The organism is Acinetobacter sp. YH16032 (assembly GCF_013417345.1).
Classification (GTDB): domain Bacteria; phylum Pseudomonadota; class Gammaproteobacteria; order Pseudomonadales; family Moraxellaceae; genus Acinetobacter.
The window spans coordinates 578,450-600,954 of record NZ_VPEE01000001.1 but is presented as its reverse complement, the minus strand read 5'-3'; the positions used below and the strand labels follow the sequence as shown (position 1 = coordinate 600,954).

The 22,505-nt window shown below is 37.1% G+C and carries 27 protein-coding genes; 14 read left to right on the top strand and 13 right to left on the bottom strand.

The window, feature by feature from the left end; genetic code table 11:
- Positions 1-3: 3 nt before the first annotated feature.
- Both FTV32_RS02895 and FTV32_RS02890 read right to left on the bottom strand, forming a co-directional pair.
- A complete protein-coding gene (locus FTV32_RS02895) occupies positions 4-591 on the bottom strand; it encodes a uracil-DNA glycosylase family protein (protein WP_180027842.1) in 588 nt (195 codons plus the stop codon).
- A gap of 13 nt (positions 592-604) precedes the next feature.
- Entirely contained in the window at positions 605-1,327 is a 723-nt protein-coding gene (locus FTV32_RS02890) for an SGNH/GDSL hydrolase family protein (protein ID WP_180027841.1), read from the bottom strand.
- Between the two features lie 154 nt (positions 1,328-1,481).
- Between FTV32_RS02890 and FTV32_RS02885 the strand changes: the two genes are divergently transcribed.
- Entirely contained in the window at positions 1,482-2,852 is a 1,371-nt protein-coding gene (locus FTV32_RS02885) for an alpha/beta hydrolase-fold protein (protein WP_180027840.1), read from the top strand.
- A 24-nt stretch (positions 2,853-2,876) separates the two neighbouring features.
- Here FTV32_RS02885 and FTV32_RS02880 read toward each other — a convergent pair whose 3' ends face one another.
- Genes FTV32_RS02880 through FTV32_RS02865 form a run of 4 tightly spaced genes read right to left on the bottom strand, consistent with a single transcriptional unit; the run spans position 2,877 to position 6,737 of the window.
- On the bottom strand, positions 2,877-3,620 hold the full coding sequence (locus FTV32_RS02880; RefSeq protein WP_180027839.1) for an SDR family oxidoreductase: 744 nt from the start codon (positions 3,618-3,620) through the stop codon (positions 2,877-2,879).
- Between the two features lie 31 nt (positions 3,621-3,651).
- Entirely contained in the window at positions 3,652-4,350 is a 699-nt protein-coding gene (locus tag FTV32_RS02875) for a histidine phosphatase family protein (RefSeq protein ID WP_092766308.1), read from the bottom strand.
- Positions 4,347-5,468 carry a phosphotransferase family protein gene (locus FTV32_RS02870; RefSeq protein ID WP_180027838.1) on the bottom strand — a complete coding sequence of 374 codons (1,122 nt, stop codon included), beginning with the start codon at positions 5,466-5,468 and terminating at the stop codon, positions 4,347-4,349. The genes FTV32_RS02875 and FTV32_RS02870 overlap by 4 nt, the downstream gene beginning before the upstream one ends.
- 27 nt (positions 5,469-5,495) lie before the next feature.
- Positions 5,496-6,737, bottom strand: coding sequence for an acyl-CoA dehydrogenase family protein (locus FTV32_RS02865; RefSeq protein WP_180027837.1), 1,242 nt, complete (start codon positions 6,735-6,737; stop codon positions 5,496-5,498).
- A gap of 89 nt (positions 6,738-6,826) precedes the next feature.
- Between FTV32_RS02865 and FTV32_RS02860 the strand changes: the two genes are divergently transcribed.
- The 4 genes from FTV32_RS02860 to FTV32_RS02845 all read left to right on the top strand — a co-directional run bounded on the left by FTV32_RS02860 (position 6,827) and on the right by FTV32_RS02845 (position 10,157).
- On the top strand, positions 6,827-7,741 hold the full coding sequence (locus FTV32_RS02860; protein ID WP_180027836.1) for a LysR family transcriptional regulator: 915 nt from the start codon (positions 6,827-6,829) through the stop codon (positions 7,739-7,741).
- Between the two features lie 106 nt (positions 7,742-7,847).
- Entirely contained in the window at positions 7,848-8,402 is a 555-nt protein-coding gene (locus FTV32_RS02855) for a thermonuclease family protein (RefSeq protein WP_180027835.1), read from the top strand.
- A gap of 100 nt (positions 8,403-8,502) precedes the next feature.
- A complete protein-coding gene (locus FTV32_RS02850) occupies positions 8,503-8,952 on the top strand; it encodes a MarR family winged helix-turn-helix transcriptional regulator (RefSeq protein ID WP_179997997.1) in 450 nt (149 codons plus the stop codon).
- Complete coding sequence (locus FTV32_RS02845; protein WP_180027834.1) at positions 8,949-10,157, top strand: MFS transporter; 1,209 nt, start codon at positions 8,949-8,951, stop codon at positions 10,155-10,157. The genes FTV32_RS02850 and FTV32_RS02845 overlap by 4 nt, the downstream gene beginning before the upstream one ends.
- Before the next feature lie 49 nt (positions 10,158-10,206).
- On the opposite strand, the gene FTV32_RS02840 is transcribed toward FTV32_RS02845, so the two are convergent.
- From FTV32_RS02840 to FTV32_RS02820, 5 genes are all read right to left on the bottom strand, one after another.
- On the bottom strand, positions 10,207-10,809 hold the full coding sequence (locus tag FTV32_RS02840; RefSeq protein WP_180027833.1) for a nitroreductase family protein: 603 nt from the start codon (positions 10,807-10,809) through the stop codon (positions 10,207-10,209).
- A gap of 245 nt (positions 10,810-11,054) precedes the next feature.
- Positions 11,055-11,546 carry a hypothetical protein gene (locus FTV32_RS02835; RefSeq protein ID WP_180027832.1) on the bottom strand — a complete coding sequence of 164 codons (492 nt, stop codon included), beginning with the start codon at positions 11,544-11,546 and terminating at the stop codon, positions 11,055-11,057.
- Between the two features lie 164 nt (positions 11,547-11,710).
- A complete protein-coding gene (locus tag FTV32_RS02830; RefSeq protein ID WP_180027831.1) occupies positions 11,711-12,628 on the bottom strand; it encodes a DUF4760 domain-containing protein in 918 nt (305 codons plus the stop codon).
- Positions 12,629-12,883: 255 nt separating this feature from the next.
- Positions 12,884-14,278, bottom strand: coding sequence for a class II fumarate hydratase (gene fumC, locus FTV32_RS02825; protein ID WP_180027830.1), 1,395 nt, complete (start codon positions 14,276-14,278; stop codon positions 12,884-12,886).
- A 110-nt stretch (positions 14,279-14,388) separates the two neighbouring features.
- Positions 14,389-15,390 (bottom strand): NAD-dependent epimerase/dehydratase family protein, encoded by a 1,002-nt coding sequence (locus FTV32_RS02820; RefSeq protein ID WP_180027829.1) that lies wholly within the window; start codon positions 15,388-15,390, stop codon positions 14,389-14,391.
- 72 nt (positions 15,391-15,462) lie between these two features.
- Between FTV32_RS02820 and tusD the strand changes: the two genes are divergently transcribed.
- Genes tusD through FTV32_RS02800 form a run of 4 tightly spaced genes read left to right on the top strand, consistent with a single transcriptional unit; the run spans position 15,463 to position 16,882 of the window.
- Complete coding sequence (gene tusD, locus FTV32_RS02815) at positions 15,463-15,831, top strand: sulfurtransferase complex subunit TusD (RefSeq protein WP_035267807.1); 369 nt, start codon at positions 15,463-15,465, stop codon at positions 15,829-15,831.
- A 44-nt stretch (positions 15,832-15,875) separates the two neighbouring features.
- Positions 15,876-16,226: a hypothetical protein gene (locus FTV32_RS02810; protein ID WP_035267809.1), complete on the top strand. Its 351-nt coding sequence runs from the start codon at positions 15,876-15,878 to the stop codon at positions 16,224-16,226.
- A 5-nt stretch (positions 16,227-16,231) separates the two neighbouring features.
- Complete coding sequence (locus FTV32_RS02805) at positions 16,232-16,531, top strand: DsrH/TusB family sulfur metabolism protein (RefSeq protein WP_180027828.1); 300 nt, start codon at positions 16,232-16,234, stop codon at positions 16,529-16,531.
- 27 nt (positions 16,532-16,558) lie between these two features.
- Entirely contained in the window at positions 16,559-16,882 is a 324-nt protein-coding gene (locus FTV32_RS02800; RefSeq protein ID WP_035267814.1) for a TusE/DsrC/DsvC family sulfur relay protein, read from the top strand.
- Between the two features lie 247 nt (positions 16,883-17,129).
- On the opposite strand, the gene FTV32_RS02795 is transcribed toward FTV32_RS02800, so the two are convergent.
- Together FTV32_RS02795 and FTV32_RS02790 are read right to left on the bottom strand one after the other, a co-directional pair.
- Positions 17,130-17,501, bottom strand: a complete 372-nt coding sequence (locus tag FTV32_RS02795) for a hypothetical protein (RefSeq protein ID WP_180027827.1) — start codon at positions 17,499-17,501, stop codon at positions 17,130-17,132.
- On the bottom strand, positions 17,501-17,851 hold the full coding sequence (locus FTV32_RS02790) for a hypothetical protein (RefSeq protein WP_180027885.1): 351 nt from the start codon (positions 17,849-17,851) through the stop codon (positions 17,501-17,503). Before FTV32_RS02790 ends, FTV32_RS02795 begins: the two co-directional genes overlap by 1 nt.
- A 155-nt stretch (positions 17,852-18,006) precedes the next feature.
- Between FTV32_RS02790 and FTV32_RS02785 the strand changes: the two genes are divergently transcribed.
- From FTV32_RS02785 to accC, 5 genes are all read left to right on the top strand, one after another.
- Positions 18,007-18,624 carry a LexA family transcriptional regulator gene (locus FTV32_RS02785; RefSeq protein WP_257219868.1) on the top strand — a complete coding sequence of 206 codons (618 nt, stop codon included), beginning with the start codon at positions 18,007-18,009 and terminating at the stop codon, positions 18,622-18,624.
- Between the two features lie 28 nt (positions 18,625-18,652).
- Positions 18,653-19,984 carry a Y-family DNA polymerase gene (locus tag FTV32_RS02780; protein ID WP_035267823.1) on the top strand — a complete coding sequence of 444 codons (1,332 nt, stop codon included), beginning with the start codon at positions 18,653-18,655 and terminating at the stop codon, positions 19,982-19,984.
- Positions 19,985-20,220: 236 nt separating this feature from the next.
- Positions 20,221-20,676: a type II 3-dehydroquinate dehydratase gene (aroQ, locus tag FTV32_RS02775; protein WP_035267826.1), complete on the top strand. Its 456-nt coding sequence runs from the start codon at positions 20,221-20,223 to the stop codon at positions 20,674-20,676.
- A gap of 18 nt (positions 20,677-20,694) precedes the next feature.
- On the top strand, positions 20,695-21,114 hold the full coding sequence (accB, locus tag FTV32_RS02770; RefSeq protein ID WP_180027826.1) for an acetyl-CoA carboxylase biotin carboxyl carrier protein: 420 nt from the start codon (positions 20,695-20,697) through the stop codon (positions 21,112-21,114).
- A 15-nt stretch (positions 21,115-21,129) separates the two neighbouring features.
- Entirely contained in the window at positions 21,130-22,494 is a 1,365-nt protein-coding gene (accC, locus tag FTV32_RS02765; protein ID WP_035267832.1) for an acetyl-CoA carboxylase biotin carboxylase subunit, read from the top strand.
- Positions 22,495-22,505 lie beyond the last annotated feature (11 nt).

Below are 22,505 nucleotides of genomic sequence, written 5' to 3'. Positions count from 1 at the left end.
ATGTTAAATTAATCCAATTGACTGGAAAAGTTCACGATAGTATTCAGCTTTCTTTTCAAGAGCTAAAGGATAAGCTCTTGAAGAAGATGGCATACGATGAATTCGGATATCTTTGTTATCAAATTGCAGATCCACGACTGTACCCATTTTAACTTTAGTGTGTACAGATGCATTCATTGACTTTAATAAGGTCTCAGTTGCTTTATCACCTGTGGTCATAATATCTCGACAATATGGAATTTTTTTAAGCAATAGAAACATATCTGTCGGTGTAACGATTTCTAGAAATTGGTCTGAGGCATTGTCTTTCAAACGCCGTATTTGATAGGCTGTATCAAATATTGCAATGCCCAACTCATTTAGAAAATCTTTTAGCATTTGCTCTTTGAATTGTTTATTTTCACGGTCTAGAAAATAATGCGGGTCTTGAAAAAAGATCAACCCGTATATTTTCCACATATCATTTTGAAAATTCGGATAATAAAAATCCATTTTCCATCTTGTTTTCGGCGGAGGAAAACTGCCAAGCATGAGCAGTTTGGCTTGTTGAGGTAAAAATGGCTCAAGTGGATGTGTTTCGATATCAGTCATATCAAATTTCGGTCTAATTTTTCGATTTAAAGTGATTTTGAATAATCGAACTGATTTTTTTTGCCCAAAGCTGATAGATTTCTTTACTTGGATGAAATCCATCCTCAGCCATCTTCAAATTGAGTTGTTTATACTCATCCAAATCATATTTAACCAATTCAAATTTTGGTTGTGGTTCAATCCAATTTTCCAATTCAACATTCATTTGATGGGCATATTTTCCAAACAACCAAGCTAAAGGATTTGGTAATGCAGGAAACTCATTCATCGGTGGAACTCCAGTCGCGATAATGAGCTTGGGTGAAAATTTCTCAGCGATCAGTGAATATAATTGTTCTTGTAGGCAGATCCATTTATGTGGTGAGATGAGCTGTGTTACCTCATTGACCCCTATCGAAGTTACTACAATATCAAACTGATCGTCATTAATAGCCTGTATAGTTCGAATTACATCTGAAGTACGATTTCCAGTTTTTGCAATTAATGACCAGCGAATTTGAAAATGATCTCTTAGTTCTTGTAACAATGTTCCGCTTAGCGCATCTTCTTGAAATTGCACACCCACACCAGCAGCAGCTGAATCACCTAAAATTAAAATTGATATTTGAGGGCCATTCCCAACCAAACCATTTCTTTCCCCCAAAGCTTCTGCTAAACGAGGTGTATTTTTCTTGACTTGGTAACCTTGCACAAGTAATGCTGGAATGAGTGCGATTGTCGCTAATTTAAGAAACATGTATTTGATTTTAGGTTTTGATATTTCCTATTTTAAACGATTTTTTGATATTTTCATTGCTATTTATTATTGAAAATAATTATCATTTACAATGATTAATTCAAAGCTATAATCTATGAATCATCCTATCAAATTTTTTTCTATATTGATGTTAATGAGTGCCGCAGTAAGTGCTGATCTTTCTGTAAATAATTCATTACAAGTCAGCACTCAACCTTATGCCCCTGCATGTGAAGATATGGATGCCAAAAGTAAAGTGCTTCAGCAAATCCAAAACAAGATTCAGATGCATCCTGAGCAAAAAAATCATCTCCTCGATCAATTTTGGTCGGAAATTCGTAAAAATCAAACCCCAATAATTGAAGATTTTAATGAAACACACCAACGTGTCATTTATTTATATCGTGGTGCAAAACACAATGTGCGATTAATCGGTGGTCCGAGTAATGATCATGAATGGTTAACTCGGCTTAAAGGTACTGATATTTGGTTTAAAGAAAGTATTGTCGATTCAAGATTTATCGGAAGTTATAGTTTTGCTGTGGATTCGCCGAATATCGATGGATATTTATCAAATTACTGCCCACATTTAAACCCAAATTTAAAAGAATCACGAGATCAGCGTCGATCTATTTTAAAGGTACAACAACTCGACCCTTTCAATCCTCATAAGTGGTTTGATTCTAAAAACATTGCCTTAAAAACGAATACCACGCTGAGGAATGAAAATATCGCAAAACTCAGTCGAGCGCCCAATTTTATTGATCCAACTCAAATGGCTGAAAATAGTGAAAAACAATTAGTTTCATCCGTGTTGAAAAGTAAAGTTTTGGGAAATGATCGTCTTATTCAGATTTATGCAACTCCACCTCAAGTCGGAAAATCATATATCACTCTGATTTTTTTTGATGGTGAGCAATATGCGCATTTTGTTAAAGTTCCCCAGATATTAGATCAGTTGGTTCAACAACAGCAACTCCCACCTATACAGGCTGTTTTTGTTGGACACCCAAATGATCAATTACGTGCTAAAGAACTTAGCCCCAATCCAGAATACACACAGTTTTTTCAAGAAGAATTATTGCCTTGGATGAGTCAACATTTGCCCTACCAACATGATCACAACAAAACAGTCTTATTGGGTTCAAGTTTAGGTGGTCTGAGTTCTGCTTATTTGGCGTTAAAAACATCCAATGATATTAGTCACGTCGTGCCACTTTCTGGTTCATTTTGGTGGAAATCTGATCCAAACGATACAATCAATGGTATGAGTAAACTGATCAGAGCTTCAACATTAGACAATACAAAGAAACTCAATTGGTATATTTCAGCCAATAGCTATGAAAATTCGAGACAAAATAATAGCTTAAGCATTCTAGAAACCTCTCCGATTGTCGCTCAGGATTTAATCGATCAGGGACACAATGTTCACTATCAAGAATATATAGGCGGACATTCATATGCCGTTTGGCAAATCGTCATACAAGATGCTTTGAAATATTTCTTTAAAAATAAATCCCACTAAATGTGGGATTTATAAGACGTTATTTTAACTCAGCTTATTGACGAGCTGAAGCGGTAAAACCTTCATTGCAAAACCCAATGGCAACCATGGCCACTTTGGAACATATGCTTTGACTGGTTGCTTTTCGATTGCTTCAGCTAATAGTCGTGATCCTGTGGCTTGATCGACCTCAAAAGGTAATTTTCCAGCACCTTCATTAATTTCAGTTCGAATGTAACCAGGATAAATCGTTGAAACTTTAATTGGTGTTCCAAGAAGTTCAGCTCGAATCCCTTCGGCTAAATGCGCAATTCCCGCTTTACTGGCAGCATAAGCTGTAAGATGTTTTGGCATACCACGCAAAGCACTCATCGACGAAATTACAACTAAATGTCCTGAATTTTGAGATCTAAAAATTTCGACCGCTGCTTCACATTGTGCCATCGCAGAAATAAAATTAGTTTCAACTGTTGCTTTATTAATCGCAAAATTACCTTTACCGATACGACGTCCTTCGCCCACACCAGCATTGACTATCACTCGATCGATAGTGCCTAGCTCATCTTTAAACTCTTTAAATACACGGAAGACTTGCTCATCATCCGTGACATCCAATGCCTTCGCACTTACTTTTACCTGATAGCGTTGTTCTATTTCATCTTTTAAAGCATACAACCTTTCTAAACGACGTGCACAGATCGCTAGGTTATATCCTTTTTTTGCAAACTCTTGTGCCATCCCAGCACCGATACCTGAGCTTGCACCTGTAATTAATATAGTTTTGTTCATTCCATTTTCTCTCTATGGCATATAGCCTTGATCAAATCCAAGTGAGCAAATCACGATCTTGTTCTTTTAAATAATGATGTTCATTTAAACTGAGTAATTGTGGTTCTGTACCAACCAATCTTAAGGTGGTAAAACTGGTATTGGTGATTGCCCAGTTCAATGCAAAAGTTTTGTCTGCACTTAAACCAAGTAAATGCCCTGCAACAACAGATATAACACCACCAGACGTATAAACTACGGCATAGCGAGGTTTTTCCTTTTCAAGTTGTACACATAGTTTGTTCAAGCCTTGAAGTACTCTTTGCTGAAATTGAAGCCAGCTTTCGTCATAATCATGATGATGATCACCATTGGTCCAACGTTGAATTGCACCTTCAAAAATTTTTCCTAAATAGGCACGTGGATCTACCGCTTGACTAACATCTTTTTTAAGTAATGCAGGATCTGCAAAACGTGGTTCATATTTTGCAAACACTTGTTGATGATTGAACTCGTTCCAATGTGGATCGATATCAATCTGACTGTCAGGAAAACACTCTTTCATAGAGATATCCGCCGTCTGCTGATGACGTTTCATCGAGCCAGCTATGACATATGGTCGCTCTTGTAGTAACTTTTGAAAATATTGTCCCAACACACGTGCTTGAACTTCACCTTTCTGAGAAAGCTGATCATAACTTTCAGCACCAAATGAAGCTTGACCATGTCTGACCAAATATATTGTCGTCATCTTGGCAGAATATCCTGTAATTTTGCGAGATAAGTTTTTGCAATTTCATTCGCTTCAAGCTTTTGTATACCTATAAGTTTTAAAGCACGAATATGTAATGCATGAATCACAATCCAAAAATCTTTAAATGCAGGATTATCCGTTTGTTTATGGTAATAACGATAATAAATTTGTTGTGCTATGACCGCTAATCTAAAGATCCCAAAAACTTCATAGAACGTCCAGTTAGATGGCTTTAGTCCTGTTTTTTCTAGGTAATAATCCACAACTTCTTTACGTGTAAACATGCCTTTAAGATGTGTAGGTTGTCGACGTGTCGATTTAAAGATCATATTGTCGTTTTCTTCAACCCAATATGCTAAGGCTGATCCTAAATCCATAAGTGGATCACCAATTGTCGCCATTTCCCAATCCAACACCCCGATGACCTCAGTAGGCTGTTGAGGATTCAAAATGACATTATCAAAACGCCAATCGTTGTGAATAATACAGTTGGTTGAATCCTCAGGAATATTGTCTTTAAGCCAATTTCGTACAAACTTAAAGGTCGGCACATTGATGGTATGGGCTTTGTCGTAGCGACTGTCCCAACCTTCGACCTGACGACGGCAATACCCCTCACCTTTTCCAATTTGCTCAAGTGCTGTTCCTTGATAAGGAACTTGGTGCAATTCAATCAATTTGTCTAAAACATTTATACAAAGCTGATGCACATCAAATTCAGTGAGTTTTAGTTCTGGTGGAAGCTTTGCCCTTGGTATAATTCCCTCGATTCGCTGCATCACATAAAAATCGCATCCGAGTACAGATTCATCCTGACATAATGCCAGCATTTTGGGCACGACTGGATATAGATCTTTTAAAGCTTTCTGAACATTATGTTCTCGAACCATATCATGAGCAGATTTGGCTTTGGTTCCTGCGGGTGGTCTTCTTAATATCAGATCTGCATTGCTATATTTTAGCCGGTATGTCCAGTTTGAAGCTCCACCAGAATATTGTGTAACTTCTACAGGCTCAATCACTTCCACACCATTTTGATTTAACCAGTTTGTGACTGAAACGATATCGAGCTCTTCACCACGTCTGACTTGCCCTGCTGTATCTATAACTGACATATTTCTTCCTTAAATCGAGTGCTCATCTTATTGAGAATGACGAGTTGAAAAACCACGTTTCGCAAGTTCCAATTTTGCAATCATGCCTTTATGCACCTCATCTGGCCCATCTGCCAAACGTAATGCACGCGCTTGTGCAAAAAAACCTGTCAATGGCGTATCTCTAGATAGACCTGCACCGCCGTGAATTTGCATTGCCATATCGACAACTTTTTCCAAAACACTAGGTGCAACGACTTTAATTGCAGAGATTTCAGTGAGTGCAGCCATATTGCCCAGTTTATCCATTTTATATGCCGCATATAAGGTCAAAAGACGTGCTTGATCGATGGCAACACGCGCTTCCGCGACTCTTTCCAAATTACCACCAAGTTTCAAAATTTCCTTACCGAATGCTTTTCTTTGCATTCCACGATCAATCATTAATTCCAATGATTTCTCAGCAGCACCGATACAACGCATGCAATGATGAATACGTCCTGGACCAAGTCGCCCCTGTGCAATCTCAAACCCTTGACCTGCTCCACCAATAAAATGAGTGACTGGAACACGAACATTATTAAAGGTTACTTCTCCATGACCGTGTGGCGCATCATAATCACCAAATACAGGTAACATTCTTTCAATTTTTACGCCCTCAGTTTCAACTGGAACTAAAACCATTGAATGTTGTTGATGTCGACCTTTATTTGCGTCTGGTGTATGTGCCATAAATATAATGATTTTTGCATTAGGATCGCCTAAACCCGAAGACCACCATTTGCGTCCATTTAAAACAATTTCGTCTCCCTCAATTACAGCAGTGGCTTGCATGTTCGTCGCATCTGAAGAAGCAACTTCTGGTTCAGTCATGCAAAATACGGATCGAATTTTTCCGTCTAAGAGAGGTTTTAACCATTGCTCTTTTTGTTGTTCTGAGCCATAGCGCCAAATTAACTCCATATTACCGCTATCTGGCGCATTACAATTGAAAACCGTAGGAGCCAATAAACTACGGCCAGTTAACTCAGCAATGTGTGCATATTCTTGAACTGTTAAACCTTGACCAAATTCTGGGTCTGGTAAAAAAAGATTCCACAAATTTTGCGATTTAGCTTTTTGTTTGAGTACTTCAAGTTCTGCTGGCCACATCCATGATGTCCACTCATCACTTGAATTTAATTGATGAGCTTTATGCCAAAATTCTTGTTCTATAGGCTCTATTTCGTCTTGAATAAAGCGTTGTGCTAAATCATAAAAGTGTTTAGCTTTTTCCGTTAATTGAAACATTAATCCCTCGAACTATATTCTCATCACGCTTTACATCAACATAGCTTGAAACCTACTATGAATGAAATGATTTATTTAAATATTACTTTATGAATATAATTCATCAGGAATCTGTGGATCTGAGCGCTTTTTCACACATTGATATCAATCTATATCCATTATTTATTGCGATATACGAACATCAAAGTATCAGCAAAGTCGCAAATTTGATGTGTATTACACAATCTGCAGCCAGTCATGCTTTACAGCGATTAAGATTACAATTGAAAGATGATCTTTTTATCCGAAGTGGTATAAAGATGGTTGCGACACCCTTTTCACATCAAATTTATCCGCGAATAAAAGAAACATTAATCGCAATTCAGCATATCTCTACTCATCATATATCTTTTGACCCATTGACGATTCAATCTATCCGTATAGCAATTCATGATGAAATTGAGCCTTTAATTTTTCCGCAGTTAATTCGTCATTTTCGTGATTTAGGACTAGCGACACGGTTTCAAAGTATCAAATTAGATCGAAATAATTGGGCAAAAGATTTATTATCACAGCAACTTGATTTAGTGGTCGATCTTCAACAGAAAGTTGATGAGAAAATTTATTTTAACCCTTTAGTGAATGATCGCTTTGTCATATGTGGTTTGACAACCATCGAAGATTTAGAACAATACAAACATGCCCAACATATTGGTGTTTCATCAAGGCATTCTGGTGTGCTTATTGAAGATTTACATTTTAAAAAGTTGAATATTCAACGTGATATTTTTTTACGCTGTCAACATTACTCAACAGCACTACAAATTTTGAAGGAGTATCCTGACACATTGTTAACCTTACCTTTTAGTATTTTAAAAAATTTAAAATTACCTCAAGATTTAAAAATTTCTGAACTCCCTGTTGAATTTCCTTTAATGAAAATGGGAATTTATTGGAATTCACAATTAGCATCACATCAAAAGTTTGAATATTTAATTTCAGAAATTAATAAAATTTTTGCTTAGGCTATTTAGTTGAAAATCTGTGTGAACACCATCTGTTCAATATTGAATCAAACACTCACTTCGAGTTGATTTATCATATTAAGGCTTGTTTTCTCTTGTATTTTCTATGTTTGATCAACTCCCTGCATCATGGCTCATTGGGCTTGGTGCAATTTTATGCTTGTTACTTCTTATTATCTTCAGACAAATATGGATTTATCTTCTTCAAGTATTTAAACCTTTTAAAAAAGAAAAAACTTATTGGTGCCGTGTTACAGCGGTGAGTGATGGTGACACCCTCTCCTGCCATCGTTTGAATTTGAGGCGTTCTAAAACTAAATTACGTTTTGCTTTTGTAGATGCGCCTGAATCTAATCAAAGTTACGGGCTTGAATCCCAACGCTTAGTTAAGAAAATGGTTCAAGGTAAAATTGTTCGTGTAAAAATCACGGATATTGATCGTTATGGACGTTGCGTGGGTGTGGTCTACCGCTATCGCAAGAATATGAATGAAGAATTAGTGAGGCGTGGTGGTGCGTGGGTTTACGAAGAATACATACGTGATCCAAAGCAATTAAAATATATGATCTCGCTACAAGATAGTGCAAAACGCAATAAACGTGGTCTCTGGCGCGGGACCCGTCCTATTCGACCAAGTACTTTTAGAAAACAAAAAAACTAATATTTTCAATACCCTGATTATCAATAAGTTCATTACGCTTGATTCGTCTAATAATTGAGCGTAGATTCAAGCCAACAAACTAGTTAGCTTGGTTAACTATATGCAAAATTCTCCCAAATTCCGTGTCGTATTGCTGCGAAGTGCGCGACTCTTTAGTGACCGTTTAAATGATATCTTGGCTCAATACCAACTGAACTATTCAATGTGGCAGTTGATTTATCATATCTATGATCATGACTCCATCACTTCAATTGATTTGGCTCATGAACTCAATGTTTCTAAACCATCAATTGCAAAACGCATTAATACTTTACATAAATTAGATGTTATTCAGTTTTTAGAATCATCTGATAAACGCCAAAAATTAATTCAATTAACCGAAAAAGGTAGAGATCTTTATCAAATTTGTACAATTCAGATTGATCAATTTGAACAACAGTTTTTGAATCAAGTAAATCCTGAAGACATTGCTCAAAGTGCTGAGACACTTCAACTGTTTTTGTCTATTTTAGAGCGTTATAAAAGCTTAAATATCGTGGAGGAGTTATGAGTACTTCCTCAAATCAAGTTAATCAGCCTCTTTGGACACGTAACTTTATTTTGGTCAGTTTAATTAACTTTCAATTGGTACTGACTTTTTATCTTCTCGTCATTGTCATTGTGGGATTTTCGATAACAGAACTTGGAGCGACGACGGCGCAGGCTGGTTTAGTATCAGGACTTTTTATTGTGGGTACACTGATTGGTCGTTTATTGGTGGCTAAATTCCTCGTTAAATTCGGTTCTAAAGTCACCATGCTGGTCGGACTCACTGGATTTCTCATATTTTCAGGCTTTTATTTTCTCCATTTAGAGGTTGGAACCTTATTAATCGTTCGATTCTTGCATGGCTTTATGATGGGGGTTGCCTCCACCGTATTTGGCACAATTATCGCTCAAATTATTCCCGCAACCCGTCGTGGTGAAGGTATAGGTTACTACAGTATGAGTAGTACTTTAGGAACTGCAATTGGACCATTTTTGGCAATCTGGCTAATGCTTCATGTCAGTTACAACATTATTTTTGCCCTATCTTCAATCCTTGCAGTTTTATGTTTAATTACAGCATTATTTATTCAAGTTCCTCAATTGCATCAGGTTTCGTCTATACCTGATCAGGCCCATACTCAAAATAGTTTTCTATCTCAATATATTGAAAAGAGCGCCTTACCCATTGCTCTGATCATGTTGGTAAGCTCCCTCTTCTATTCAGGTGTTCTATCGTTTATCAATTTTTATGCCAAAGAAATCGATCTGGTTGAAGCAGCATCGTTTTTCTTTCTCATTTATGCGTTGACGATTCTGCTCTCTCGTCCTATTACGGGACCACTGATGGATAAGAAAGGCGAAAATATAATTATGTATCCAGCCTTTCTCATTATGGCACTTGCATTCTTCTTGTTGAGCCAAGCTAACAGTTCGGGTCTCTTGTTGATTTGCGCAGGATTATTAGGTTTAGGATACGGTAATATCCAATCAATTTGCCAAACAATAGCAGTAAAAAGTACTAGTTTGGAACGGATGGGATTTGCAACCTCAACTTACTTTATCTTTTTAGATGCAGGTTTAGGATTCGGTCCTTATTTCTTAGGTTTAGCTTTAGACTTGATCAGTTACCAACAACTCTATTTATATAGTGCTATTGGGACGTTATTTTGCATTGTCTTATATTATGTATTACATGGGAAAAACGTTCAAAATACAAAAAATGCTTAGGCTATTTATGGGTTTAAAAAAAGCACTCCTATGAGTGCTTTCCCATATTTTATTTAAACACTTTAAAACGTGTGGCGTCGTCAATATAGCCTTTATCGAAAGCTTCACCTTCCTTAGATCCAAATACCAATTGTGCGCGTAGTTTCCACGAAGCTGGTATAGCCCATTCAGTTTGGACTTGATCATCTACAATCGGATTATAATGTTGAAGGTTTGCACCTAAACCTTCTGTATGCAAAGCTGTCCAAACCGCAAACTGTGCCATTGCTGTTGAATGTTCCGCCCAAATTGGGAAGTTTTCCGCATACGAAGGATATTTCTCTTGTAAGTCAGTGATCGTATCCATTTCTTCGAAAAATAATACAGTGCCTACGCCTGCAGCAAAGCTATCCATTTTTGCAGAAGTTTTTGCTGCACTCGCCTCGTCCTTCGCATATGACTTTAGCTTCTCTTTCACAAAGCCCCAAAACTTTTCATGTTCAGCGTTAAATAAAATTACCGCACGTGAAGATTGAGAGTTAAAAGATGATGGGCTTTGTTTAATCGCATTCTGAATAAGATCTGTTAAGTACTCAGGAGATTGTTCAACTGCTTTTCCTAAAGCATAAATCGTACGGCGCTTTTTAATTAAATCTAAAAATTGATTCGACATTTTCTGAAATCCTTTGGTATTTCCTCGGGGAAATACGATACTCTGACTTTTAATTCATTAGAAATACTTAACATAAGATTAAATATTCAACAAATCAAATATGTTGTAGTGTTACATTAAGCATTTATCAGACCAACATCTATCCATTTTGAACCCTAATTAGAAGATCTGATTTTATTCGTATTTTTTTTACCCAACAGTAAAAAGCCCTCCATAATAGAGGGCTTGTCTTGGCATATATAAGCTTAAAATTTAGCCTCAAGAACCTGAGCCGATACTTGGTTTTTCCATAGGGAGCGTAAGGTTGGCAAATAGAATTTTTCACCTAACTCTACTAATTCAGCATCAATCGCCGTATGAACTTCATGCATGAACAAATAGTCTAAATCTACTGTACTGAGCTTAGGGTGGTCTTTAGAAAACTTTACTCTTTTTTGTTGAGCAGTTTTTACTAGCTGATCTGCAAATTCTCGATTTTTGAATTGTGTAATGGCATTTAGACGCAGTTCAATCACACCCCAACCTGTCAGTAGGAGTCTGAACGTTTCAAAATCTTTTGTTGTTGATTCCCACGTCATGTCTTCTAGATTTTCATCTTTAGGTAGAACAGGAAGTAGTAATTCCATAATACTTGGGAAGATTTTTTTAAAGTTAAGAATAAATTTAACAGGATGTTCACCTGGATAATCTTGAAATTGAACATTTTTTTGAACATCTGTTAAATATATATCGAGCATTGAAAATTTCCGTAGATTGGCTGTCTTAAGTCTAAGATAAGAACTTTGATACAACAGCAATTAAAAGCAATGCGTATTTTAACAATTGTGACGAGTTAATCAATCTCATAATAATTACATGACTATGTGATGAAGTTTTTACTTATTTTTTTAATGTTTTGCAGTTATCGCATAATAAATCTTCCTCTGTTGAGTATTTCGTTAATTTCTCTATTAATTCTTATGATAGCTATCATTATTAGCCACCCTGAGCCCGTTAAAATTGTTAATGTAATGTTCCGAAGATTATTAAATTTATGTTTCTTTCTATTCTGAACTTCATCATCAATACCTTGCTTACAATTGATACATTCTGGTTTTTTGTTCTCTTCCCACCTTTTATGCAAAATTTCAAGTTGATTGTAAATTTTAGGACTATCAATCTCTCTTAAATATTCAATTACAGGTTGGAAGAGATTGTAATTAGCTTTAAGTATTGATTTGAAACTACTTTTTATTAAGTCTTCATCTAAGTTGTTATGTCTGATTCCAATTGCTACAAATTCCAAAAAATTTAATAAATATGTTACAGCCGATTTTTCCTCATCTTCCAATGAATTAAATTTTTCTCTAGTCAATTGCACTTTATCTTTCGACTCTACGTTTTGATCCTTCCCCAAATTCCTTCTTATTTTAGTTGCAATATCAACCTTAGCAATATACGCAGTAGAATTCCTACTATTCATCAATACTTGTACTGAATGACTTCTTATAGTGTTTATCATTTGCACCCTTGAAGTAAAAATCCAACCAAAAACGGCAGCTATAGCTGCTAAAACCGTAACTAATGCTGTCGTTTTAAACTGCCCATCTGTATTTTCTATATCAAAATTTAGAAATTTATAATCTTCAAAAAAACTTTTCCAAATTAATATTTCTACAAACGTGATACCTAATAAAATTAAGATGAGAAGGAGTTGATTACTACTTCTAATCTTAATAAAGAAATTATCTCTACGATAAATATAAAAATAAGCAATTACAGTGACATATGGAATTATCAGAAGATAAGTATAAAAGTAATTCAATTTTATTTTACTCAAAAATAAAGCACCCTAATGGATGCTTTTTTATTACACAAATTTAAATGAGTCTCAACCTAATCCATAGCCTTCTTCAAGGATTAGACGAGCTTTATAATTATTCATGATTGTCTCCTTTGTAAAAGCCTTAAGTGACGTATGAAAGGTCGTTATATAAATAGTATTCTGAAATGAATAATTGGTCAATATATTAAAGACAGTTGCTTGTCAATATATGTTATCAACATTCAAATCATAAAATTCACCAAATCAAAATCACTTCACATTAGGTGAAACCATATTCTCAGGTACAACGACTTCATCAAACTGCTCAGCTGTGACTAAATTCAGCTCTACAGCAACTTGTTTAAGTGTTTTACCTGCCTTATATGCTGTCTTAGCAACTTTTGCCGCGTTTTCATAACCAATCACAGGATTCAATGCAGTAACTAACATCAACGAGTTATGCAAGAAATAATCAATCTTATCTTGGTTCGGCTCAATCCCCACAGCACAATGCTCATTAAAGCTATTACATGCATCACCTAGCAGCTGAATTGATTGCAGTAAATTATAAGCAATAACCGGCATAAAAACATTTAGTTCAAAATTACCTGAAGCACCAGCGATATTAATCGTCGTGTCATTACCCAAAACCTGCGCAACAACCATCGTCATAGCTTCACTTTGAGTAGGATTCACCTTACCCGGCATAATACTCGACCCTGGTTCATTTTCAGGAATACAAATCTCCCCAAAACCACAACGAGGACCACTCGCTAACCAACGAATATCATTGGCAATCTTATTTAAACTCGCAGCAAGTGTTTTCAGTGCGCCAGAAGCAAATACTGCAGCATCACGTCCTGCTAGTGCTTCAAACTTATTTGGTGCAGTCACAAAAGGTAAACCCGTAAGCTCAGCCAATTTTTTTGCTGCATTTATAGCATAATCAGGATGAGCATTTAGACCTGTCCCGACAGCTGTACCACCTAATGGCAATTCATATAACCCTTCTAAAGCTTGCTCTAGACGCTTTAATCCATGATCGAGTTGGGATACGTAACCACTGAATTCCTGGCCTAAAGTTAACGGCGTTGCATCTTGTAAATGTGTACGCCCAATCTTAACGATATTTGAAAATTCTTGAGACTTCTGATGTAAAGTTTCACGTAAAGCTTGAACTGCTGGAATCAGTAACTCATTGATCTGTAAACTAGCAGCGACATGAATCGCTGTTGGAAACGAATCATTTGTAGATTGAGCTCGATTAACATGATCATTTGGATGAACGGGTTTTTGTGCTCCAAGCGGATTACCCAGTTTTTGATTCGCAATATTTGCAATGACTTCATTACAGTTCATATTACTTTGAGTACCAGAACCTGTTTGCCATACCACTAATGGAAATTGACTGTCCCATTGCCCCGTAATCACTTCTTCTGCAGCACCCACAATATAATTCGCCAATTCAGCAGGAATCTGATTTAACTCAGCATTAGTAAGTGCAGCAGCTTTTTTGACCAGCCCCATACCACGGATCATCGCACGAGGAAGTCGCTCACCACCAATTTTGAAATTTTGCAAACTGCGCTGGGTTTGAGCCCCCCACATCGCATCACTTGGTACTTCTACATCACCCATCGTGTCGTGTTCTATACGTGTTTGCATATCAGCCTCAAATATTTCGCTATTCCTTGGAAGAATCATGTTTGATTCGGATTCATCCACCGTTGATTTGATGCTAATCAAAAAAACCATAAATGTAAATGATTATCATTTTAATTATTAAAGGTGCTTTGATAGTATCGCCATTGATCTTCAATCATTTGTTCTAGTGATCGATGTGCTTTCCATTTCAATAATTCAAATGCTTTTAAACTATTCGAACCAATTTGATCTAATTCTTGGAAAACATAATCAGTTTCCTCAATTCGAATTTTTGTTTCAGTCACTTTTTCTACCGTATTAATCAAGTTTTGAATTGAAGTTGGCTGACCTGCGATATCAAATGCTTCGCACGTTGATCTTTGATTAAATAACCACTTTAAAGTTGCAATGACTGCCTCACACACATCAATGACATGCACAAAACTTCGTTCAACCGTTTGGTCTTTTGTCTTGGCATTCTTTTGTAATTGAATGGAATCGCGCTGCATGGCTGCGACTTGTAACACCAAAGGCAAAATATTTTTAGGTAAAGGGGCAACCACTTCACCCAAAACTCCATGTTCAAAAGCACCAGCTACATTTGCTAGTCTCAGGATCGCAATACTCCATTCTTCGTCCGTTTTAGAGGTATCACGGATGATCTCTTCAATCATTTGCTGGGATTTAATATAAGGGTTTGGATTGGCAAAATTGAGAGGATGTTCTTCATTTAGATTCAAACTCGAAGTGCCATAAACCGCCATACTTGAAAGATGCAATAATGTTCGTACACCAGTTCGTTGCATTGCACGCATCAGACTCATAATGCAACTGACATTATCATTATAATATTCAAGTGGTTTTAAGCGAGATTCCTCTAAAGACTTAAATCCTGCAGTATGTATAACAGCACGGATTGAGTACTGCTCAAAAACTTTATTCAGAGCAGGCGTATTTCTAACATCTAGCTTTACAAAAGGTACATACATCCCAGAAATGTATTCAAGACGTTCAAGCGTTTGTAAATTCGCATTGGCAAGATTATCTACAATGACAACTTCTTGACCATGTGCCAATAAGCTTAAAACAACGTGTGAACCTATAAAGCCTAATCCACCTGTCACTAAAATCATTGTATACTACCTTTTTTGTTTAAAAGCCTGAACAAGCTATTTTCAGTTTGATCACCCTATGCGAAGTTTTAAATGAGTACGTTATTACTAATTACCTCGGCACCTAGCTCAATCCATGCTTGGCATGCATTAGGACTCGCACAATCATTGCAAGCGAAAGGCGAAATTTTTCGAGTTTTCTTTTATCAAGACGGCGTTCAAGTTGCAAACAACTTACAGTGGTCGCCAGATGATCAAAGAAGTCTCACACAAGAGTGGCAAAAATTAAATATCAAACTTCCTGTTTGCGTAAGTGCTGCCCTAGCACGTGGAATCACTGATGCTGAAAATGCTCAACGCCATCACATTGAGTCCCATAATCTGGCCGAAGGTTTTCAGCTGGTAGGACTCGGTGAATTGGCAGATGCTGTCTCATCTTCAGCACGTCTAGTTCAATTCTAAATTATTCATTTTTCATTGATTGTTGCAATTGAAAGGTAAATTGTGTGAAATCTGTACTGGTTATATTAACCCAATCAAATCTCAACTCGCTACAAGTTCATGAGAGCCTTTCTGCAACCATGGTTTTAGCAACTTTTGGCGCTGAAGTAAAAGTTTTATTGCAAGGCGCAGCCTTAAGTTTACTCCGTTCCGAATTAAGCTTCGAACCCATTAAACATGCGTTTAAACTGGCTTCCAACCTCGTCGATAGCTTTGAGTTTTACGATCTAAGCCCTATTTTGGTTGAATCCAATCAACAAGATAATCCCTTTGTTCAACATACTACGCATGAAATTAAATTTATTGAATTTAATAAAGAGTTAATTCAAAGCTTTGACCATGTGCTGTATTGGTAACTCATATGACCGATAAAACGCTTTATTTAATACAATCTCAATTTGCAAATACTGAACATTGTATTCAACAGGTTCAAAAATCACTGGATACTAATGATGCTTTAGTGCTTATGGGGGATGCGGTGTTGGCATTGTTTACACCATCTGTACTTACGATTCAAAACAAGGTCTACGTTTTAGATCGAGATGCTGAGTTATTACCTTCGCATCTATTGAACGGCGAGTATTTTCAAATTGAAGTGATTGATTACACCACTTTTGCAGATATCATTCTGGGCTTTACACGCTGTATTAGCCTTAAATAAAACAAATTTATTGACTTAGGTTTTACCATGACCACTGAATTATCCCTTGAACTCGATCAAGATGGTCATTTAGTTGACTATACCATTTGGAATGAAAATGTAGCGCAAGTACTCGCGAATACACTCGAGCTTGAGCTAACAGCTTGGCATTTCGAAGTATTGCATGCGGTGCGTCAGTTCTACGCTCAATTTGGTCATTCTCCTGCAACTCGTCCCTTAATCAAATTTTTAATGAAACACGTCAGCGCTGACATTGATAATGCAGTATTGCAAGAAAAGTTTAAAACAGGCCTAGTTGCTCGCCATCTAAGTCGATTAGCCGGAATACCAAAGCCCGCCAATTGCCTGTAAACCAAAACTACTTTTTGATTTACATAGCATATCGAGTCAGTTCGTAGCTTTAAAAAATGAATTAATCAGTGAAATAGACATTAATAAACCCGCTATGCAGCGGGTTTAGACATCACCTAGACTAATGATGGTTAAGATGTCGCGTGTCAATCAGGGAAATTGGAATACGTCAACTCAACGCAAAAAATTATAATAAAGCTCGAGTTATCAATTCAGTCCAAATTCATATCAATATCTGACAAATTTGCTAGTTTGCGCTACACCAATCATCAATTGTCATGCCCGATTGCTGAAAACTCGTAGATTGCTGATTTAAATAAAATTGCGCAATACGTTTCATTACATGTGCTTGTTCAACTTGAATAAACTGGTCTGCTAAACCAACAATGTTTTGATAGGCCTTTAACCTTCCGCATAAAGCAAGTTGTTGCTCCATCGGTGTGGCTGTACTGTGTTCATCATCTAAAATCTGCTTGGTTTGTTCGATCAGCTGCATTTCATGATCCAGTTTTTGCTGATACACCATCTGTTGTGCATCAATCAAATCATTCGCTACAACCTGTTGTGATACAACAAAACTTAAACCTACAAAAATCAACCTCACCCATAACATGCGCATTAGATTCCTAAATCAGGCTCAACTTTCCAAACATCCTCATAATCATCTCGATCAATCATAAAACGGAAACCTGTTTCCAATGCAAGAAATGGAATGGCATCGGGTAAAATTTCTTCAAGCTCTTTCACCGTCATCGTCTCAAAAAAATCTTCGCCCTCGCCTAATTCACCACCATAAATAAACCATGCCACTTTCTCACCTGGTTCAGGCTTATTACGCAAACCGACGATTGGCTCTTGATCTAAAGTATGCTTAGCCACAGCAACAACATCATCTTCATTCACTTTGATGTAAGCAGAATCAAACTCCTCACAGACTAATTTTTGCTCTTCAATAAAATCTTGCAACATGGATGATTCCATTTTCATCATAAATTCAGACCTAATTTTAAGCATAGTGTCGTATAAGCACAATCAATCCGACGAAACAATCTGTTTTTACAATGTTTTTTTTGCTATCTTGATTTTGTTACATATTCAAGATTAAATGGGGGGGGGAATTTCATATGAGCAGCAATTCAAATATTTCAGCAACAAATACCGCTTCTCTACATGGTGGTAAACGTGCCAATGCAGGTCGAAAATCACAGTTTTCAGAAAAAACAGTAGTAATGCGTGTTCCTGAATCAAAAGTGATTCAAATTAAAGAATGGTTAAAAATACGACCTGAAGATGATTTCAATCAACAAATTGAAATTTCACCAATCCAATTTAGAACACGTTTAAAAATCGCCTATCCTATTGAATCTGTGGCAGCAGGCTTCCCTTCCCCAGCACAAGATTATGTAGAAGGACATATTGATCTAAATGAATACTTGGTTCACAACGTAGCATCTACTTTTATACTACGCGTAAATTCGTTATCAATGAAAAATGCAGGGATTGAAGTTGGTGATCAAATCTTGATTGACCGGAGTTTGAATGCAGAACATGGTGATATCGTCTTGGCGCTGATTAATAATGAATTCACAGTAAAAAGATTAATGTTAGAAAAACAAAATGATGGAACGATCCTTTTATGGTTAAAAGCCGAGAATCCAGACTACCCTGACATCTATCCTCGTAGCGAAGAACAAATCATGGTCTGGGGTGTAGTGACTTGTATTTTAAAAAAACTGAAATAAATTGATCTAAGCAGTTCACCCTACTCCTATGCAAAATATTTATCATCAAGAGATTTTTGCGCTCATTGATATTAATAACTGCTATGTCAGTTGTGAGCGTGTATTTAATCCAAGTTTAAATGGTCAACCGGTCGTTGTTTTAAGTAATAACGATGGTTGTGTCGTATCTCGTAGTGAGGAAGCGAAAGCTCTCAATATTGGCATGGCCGTGCCATGGTATGAAATTGAAAAAGATATGCTTAAGGCTGGTGTTAAAGTATTTTCAAGCAACTATGCCCTCTACGGCGATATGTCTAGTCGCTTTTTCACTATTTTAGAGCAACACTTTCATGCAGATTCAGATCTAGAGCCCTATTCAATTGATGAATGTTTTATTCGCCTAACACATTATCAAAGTCTTTTTGATTTAGAAAAATTTTGTCGAGAATTAGTCGACCGTATTCAACAATGGATCGGTTTACCTTGTTGTATCGGGATTGGTTACAGTAAAACACAAGCTAAACTCGCCAATCACTTTGCCAAAAAACGTTCTGGTTTTAACCGAGTGTGTTCTTTATTGGATTTGGATCCATGCAGTTTTGATCAATTACTTATAGAAACCTCAGTATCGGAAATTTGGGGCGTAGGTCGAAAAATTAGTAAACAACTTGAAAGTTACGGTATTTATAATTGCTATGACTTAACTTTTGCCAATGAACACTATTTGATGAAGCAGTTTTCAGTGCTCATGGGGCGTACCATTCGTGAGCTAAAAGGTCAGTCCTGTATTTCACTAGAAGATCCTGATTTACCGTCTAAACGAATCTTAGCATCACGAAGTTTTGCATCAGCATTAAAGGATAAAGCATTAATCAAGCAAGCCATGATTTTTCATTTAAGTCGGGCTCATGAGCGTTTAACCAAGCAAGAACAATTATGCGCCTGTGTCCATGTGTCTCTTTATGAAAAAATTCCAGTAAAACCATTCAAGAAATCACATTCTCATGTAATTGGTTTGGAATATCCGACGGATGATTTATTAATCCTGACCCATGCAGCACAACAGCAAATTGATGTTTTATTTAAAGAAAATATACGTTATGTAAAAGTTTCCGTCATGTTTTCTGCTTTGAGTGCTAAAAAAACACATACACATGACCTTTGGCAGCCTCATGATTTAATCCAGCAGCGAGATTCACTCATGACAACAATTGGCGCTATGAAAAACCGCTTTGGAAAGCATTGTATTCAAGTGGGCTATCATACCAATCAACAACAATGGAAAATGAAGCAATTGCACCACTCTCCACGCTATACCACCTCATGGTCAGAAATGCTGACTATTGATGACTCACATATGGCGGTTACACAAAACAAATGAATACTTTTGGTCAATTCGGTTTAAAATAGCAGACTCGAAGAATTAAAAGAAAAATGTAATTTTTTAACATTGCCAATTGACTGCAAAGTTCTCAAAATACAGCTCATTGACGACATTGTTTTTTTGCTATTTTTGAAACAAAATATAAATGAAAAGCTTAAAAACATGCCATAATATGCAAACTTTGCAGACATCTTGCAAGGTTATATTGCAACTTTCATATTGGAGCTGTCTTCATGAGTTCGACCATTTTGGTCATACATGGACCAAATTTAAATTTGCTAGGAAAGCGAGAACCTGAAGTTTACGGACATTTAACTTTAGACGATATCAATCATCAACTCATACAGCAAGCTCAAGAAAGTTCAATTCAACTTGAAACCTTCCAAAGCAATTGGGAAGGTGCCATTGTCGACCGAATTCATCAAGCCCAAATTGATGGTATAAAATTTATCATCATCAATCCTGCTGCACTGACCCACACCTCAGTAGCAGTACGTGATGCCCTATTAGGTGTTGCGATCCCATTTATTGAAGTTCACCTTTCAAATGTTCACGCACGTGAAGCATTTAGACACCACTCTTATCTCTCAGATAAAGCTGTCGGTGTCATTTGTGGACTAGGCGCACAGGGTTATTCATTTGCATTAACTCATGCCGTGCAAAAAATTCAAACTTCTACACATCTTTAACCTTAGGAATACGAATTCATGGATATTCGCAAAATTAAAAAGCTCATCGACTTAATGATTGAATCGGATCTTCAATCTATTGAAGTAAAAGAAGGTGATCAATCCATTGCTTTAGCGCGTCGTAATCCTATCGTAGCCGCTGGTGTTGCACCAATACAATCTGCTGCGCCAGAAGCTCCAGTTGTGAAACCAGCTTCTCGTGGTGCTGTTGAAACCTCACCAATGGTTGGCGTGTTCTATGCTGCACCAAGTCCAGGCGAAGCACCATTTGTAAATATAGGACAAACTGTTTCAGCAGGCGAAACGCTTGGAATTATTGAAGCAATGAAAATCATGAACCCAATTGAGGCAACTCAAAGTGGTGTGATTGAAGAAATTTTAGTTAAAAATGGTGATGTAATCCAATTCGGTCAACCTTTATTCCGCTACCGCGCGTAATCGTTGGGGGTTGGTATGTTGCAAAAAGTTCTCATTGCCAACCGAGGTGAAATTGCACTGCGTATTACACGTGCTTGCAAAACACTCGGTATTAAAACAGTCGGTATCTACTCGGATGCCGATAAAGACCTCATGCATTTACGCTTTGTTGATGAAGCCGTTTGTATTGGTCCTGGTGCAAGTAGCGAAAGTTATCTAAATATTCCTGCAATTATTACAGCAGCGGAAGTGACTGGTGCAGATGCAATTCATCCAGGTTATGGCTTTTTATCAGAAAATGCTGAATTTGCTGAGATTGTAGAAAGTTCTGGTTTTATCTTTATTGGTCCACGTCCTGAACATATTCGCCTTATGGGGAATAAAGTGTCAGCGATTATGGCGATGCGTAAAGCTGGTGTACCAACCGTTCCAGGTTCAGCTCATGCTGTAACACCAAACAATGCCTTGGCCGAAGCAAAAGAGATTGGCTTCCCACTTATCGTTAAAGCTGCTGCTGGTGGTGGAGGTCGCGGTATGCGAATTGTTGAACGTGTTGATACACTGTTGGAGTCTGTACAAGCAGCTCAACGTGATGCTGAAATGTGGTTCGGTGATGATACGGTTTACATGGAACGTTTCCTTCAAAAGCCACGCCATGTTGAAGTACAGGTGATTGGCGATGGTAATGGTCACGCCGTACATTTATATGATCGTGACTGTTCATTACAACGTCGTCATCAAAAAGTTCTTGAGGAAGCTCCTGCTCCGAACCTTCCAGAAGAAGCTCGTGCTGAAATTTTAGCAGCTTGCGTAAAAGCATGCGAATTAATGCAGTATCGTGGCGCAGGCACGTTCGAATTCTTATTTGAAGATGGTGAGTTCTTCTTTATTGAGATGAATACACGTGTTCAAGTAGAACATCCTGTGACTGAAATGGTAACGGGTGTCGATATTATTGAACAACAGCTTCGTGTAGCCGCTGGTCTTGGTTTAAATCTAGAACAAGATCAAATCAAAGTACACGGTCATGCAATTGAATGCCGTATTAATGCAGAAGATCCAACCACCTTCCTTCCATCACCAGGTAAAATCGAGCAATTCTACACACCAGGTGGTGCAGGCATCCGTTTAGATTCTCATATCTATCCAGGTTATAGCATTCCACCTTACTATGATTCGATGATTGCTAAATTAATCGCACATGGTAAAGATCGCGAAACCGCTTTGGCTCGTATGAAACAAGCCTTAGATGAAATGATCTTAACTGGAATCAAAACCAATATTCCGCTACACAAAGATCTCATCCTTGAAGATAAGAACTTTGCAGAACAAGCTATGGATATTCACTACTTAGAGAAACATTTGTTGAAACAGGTACAAGGACATAGCGAAGCTGAGTAATTACAGCTTTA

What these genes read in the sequence shown, in the direction of transcription:
- FTV32_RS02835 (WP_180027832.1), bottom strand. Translation starts at nt 11,546, where the DNA reads ATGCTCGATATATATTTAACAGATGTTCAAAAAAATGTTCAATTTCAA.
- FTV32_RS02795 (WP_180027827.1), bottom strand. Translation starts at nt 17,501, where the DNA reads ATGCGCATGTTATGGGTGAGGTTGATTTTTGTAGGTTTAAGTTTTGTT.
- FTV32_RS02790 (WP_180027885.1), bottom strand. Translation starts at nt 17,851, where the DNA reads ATGTTGCAAGATTTTATTGAAGAGCAAAAATTAGTCTGTGAGGAGTTT.
- FTV32_RS02860 (WP_180027836.1), top strand. Translation starts at nt 6,827, where the DNA reads ATGAATATAATTCATCAGGAATCTGTGGATCTGAGCGCTTTTTCACAC.
- FTV32_RS02880 (WP_180027839.1), bottom strand. Translation starts at nt 3,620, where the DNA reads ATGAACAAAACTATATTAATTACAGGTGCAAGCTCAGGTATCGGTGCT.
- FTV32_RS02780 (WP_035267823.1), top strand. Translation starts at nt 18,653, where the DNA reads ATGCAAAATATTTATCATCAAGAGATTTTTGCGCTCATTGATATTAAT.
- FTV32_RS02850 (WP_179997997.1), top strand. Translation starts at nt 8,503, where the DNA reads ATGCAAAATTCTCCCAAATTCCGTGTCGTATTGCTGCGAAGTGCGCGA.
- FTV32_RS02785 (WP_257219868.1), top strand. Translation starts at nt 18,007, where the DNA reads ATGAGCAGCAATTCAAATATTTCAGCAACAAATACCGCTTCTCTACAT.
- FTV32_RS02840 (WP_180027833.1), bottom strand. Translation starts at nt 10,809, where the DNA reads ATGTCGAATCAATTTTTAGATTTAATTAAAAAGCGCCGTACGATTTAT.
- tusD (WP_035267807.1), top strand. Translation starts at nt 15,463, where the DNA reads ATGAGTACGTTATTACTAATTACCTCGGCACCTAGCTCAATCCATGCT.
- FTV32_RS02855 (WP_180027835.1), top strand. Translation starts at nt 7,848, where the DNA reads ATGTTTGATCAACTCCCTGCATCATGGCTCATTGGGCTTGGTGCAATT.
- FTV32_RS02875 (WP_092766308.1), bottom strand. Translation starts at nt 4,350, where the DNA reads ATGACGACAATATATTTGGTCAGACATGGTCAAGCTTCATTTGGTGCT.
- FTV32_RS02885 (WP_180027840.1), top strand. Translation starts at nt 1,482, where the DNA reads ATGAGTGCCGCAGTAAGTGCTGATCTTTCTGTAAATAATTCATTACAA.
- FTV32_RS02870 (WP_180027838.1), bottom strand. Translation starts at nt 5,468, where the DNA reads ATGTCAGTTATAGATACAGCAGGGCAAGTCAGACGTGGTGAAGAGCTC.
- FTV32_RS02895 (WP_180027842.1), bottom strand. Translation starts at nt 591, where the DNA reads ATGACTGATATCGAAACACATCCACTTGAGCCATTTTTACCTCAACAA.
- FTV32_RS02865 (WP_180027837.1), bottom strand. Translation starts at nt 6,737, where the DNA reads ATGTTTCAATTAACGGAAAAAGCTAAACACTTTTATGATTTAGCACAA.
- aroQ (WP_035267826.1), top strand. Translation starts at nt 20,221, where the DNA reads ATGAGTTCGACCATTTTGGTCATACATGGACCAAATTTAAATTTGCTA.
- FTV32_RS02890 (WP_180027841.1), bottom strand. Translation starts at nt 1,327, where the DNA reads ATGTTTCTTAAATTAGCGACAATCGCACTCATTCCAGCATTACTTGTG.
- accB (WP_180027826.1), top strand. Translation starts at nt 20,695, where the DNA reads ATGGATATTCGCAAAATTAAAAAGCTCATCGACTTAATGATTGAATCG.
- accC (WP_035267832.1), top strand. Translation starts at nt 21,130, where the DNA reads ATGTTGCAAAAAGTTCTCATTGCCAACCGAGGTGAAATTGCACTGCGT.
- FTV32_RS02800 (WP_035267814.1), top strand. Translation starts at nt 16,559, where the DNA reads ATGACCACTGAATTATCCCTTGAACTCGATCAAGATGGTCATTTAGTT.
- FTV32_RS02820 (WP_180027829.1), bottom strand. Translation starts at nt 15,390, where the DNA reads ATGATTTTAGTGACAGGTGGATTAGGCTTTATAGGTTCACACGTTGTT.
- fumC (WP_180027830.1), bottom strand. Translation starts at nt 14,278, where the DNA reads ATGCAAACACGTATAGAACACGACACGATGGGTGATGTAGAAGTACCA.
- FTV32_RS02805 (WP_180027828.1), top strand. Translation starts at nt 16,232, where the DNA reads ATGACCGATAAAACGCTTTATTTAATACAATCTCAATTTGCAAATACT.
- FTV32_RS02845 (WP_180027834.1), top strand. Translation starts at nt 8,949, where the DNA reads ATGAGTACTTCCTCAAATCAAGTTAATCAGCCTCTTTGGACACGTAAC.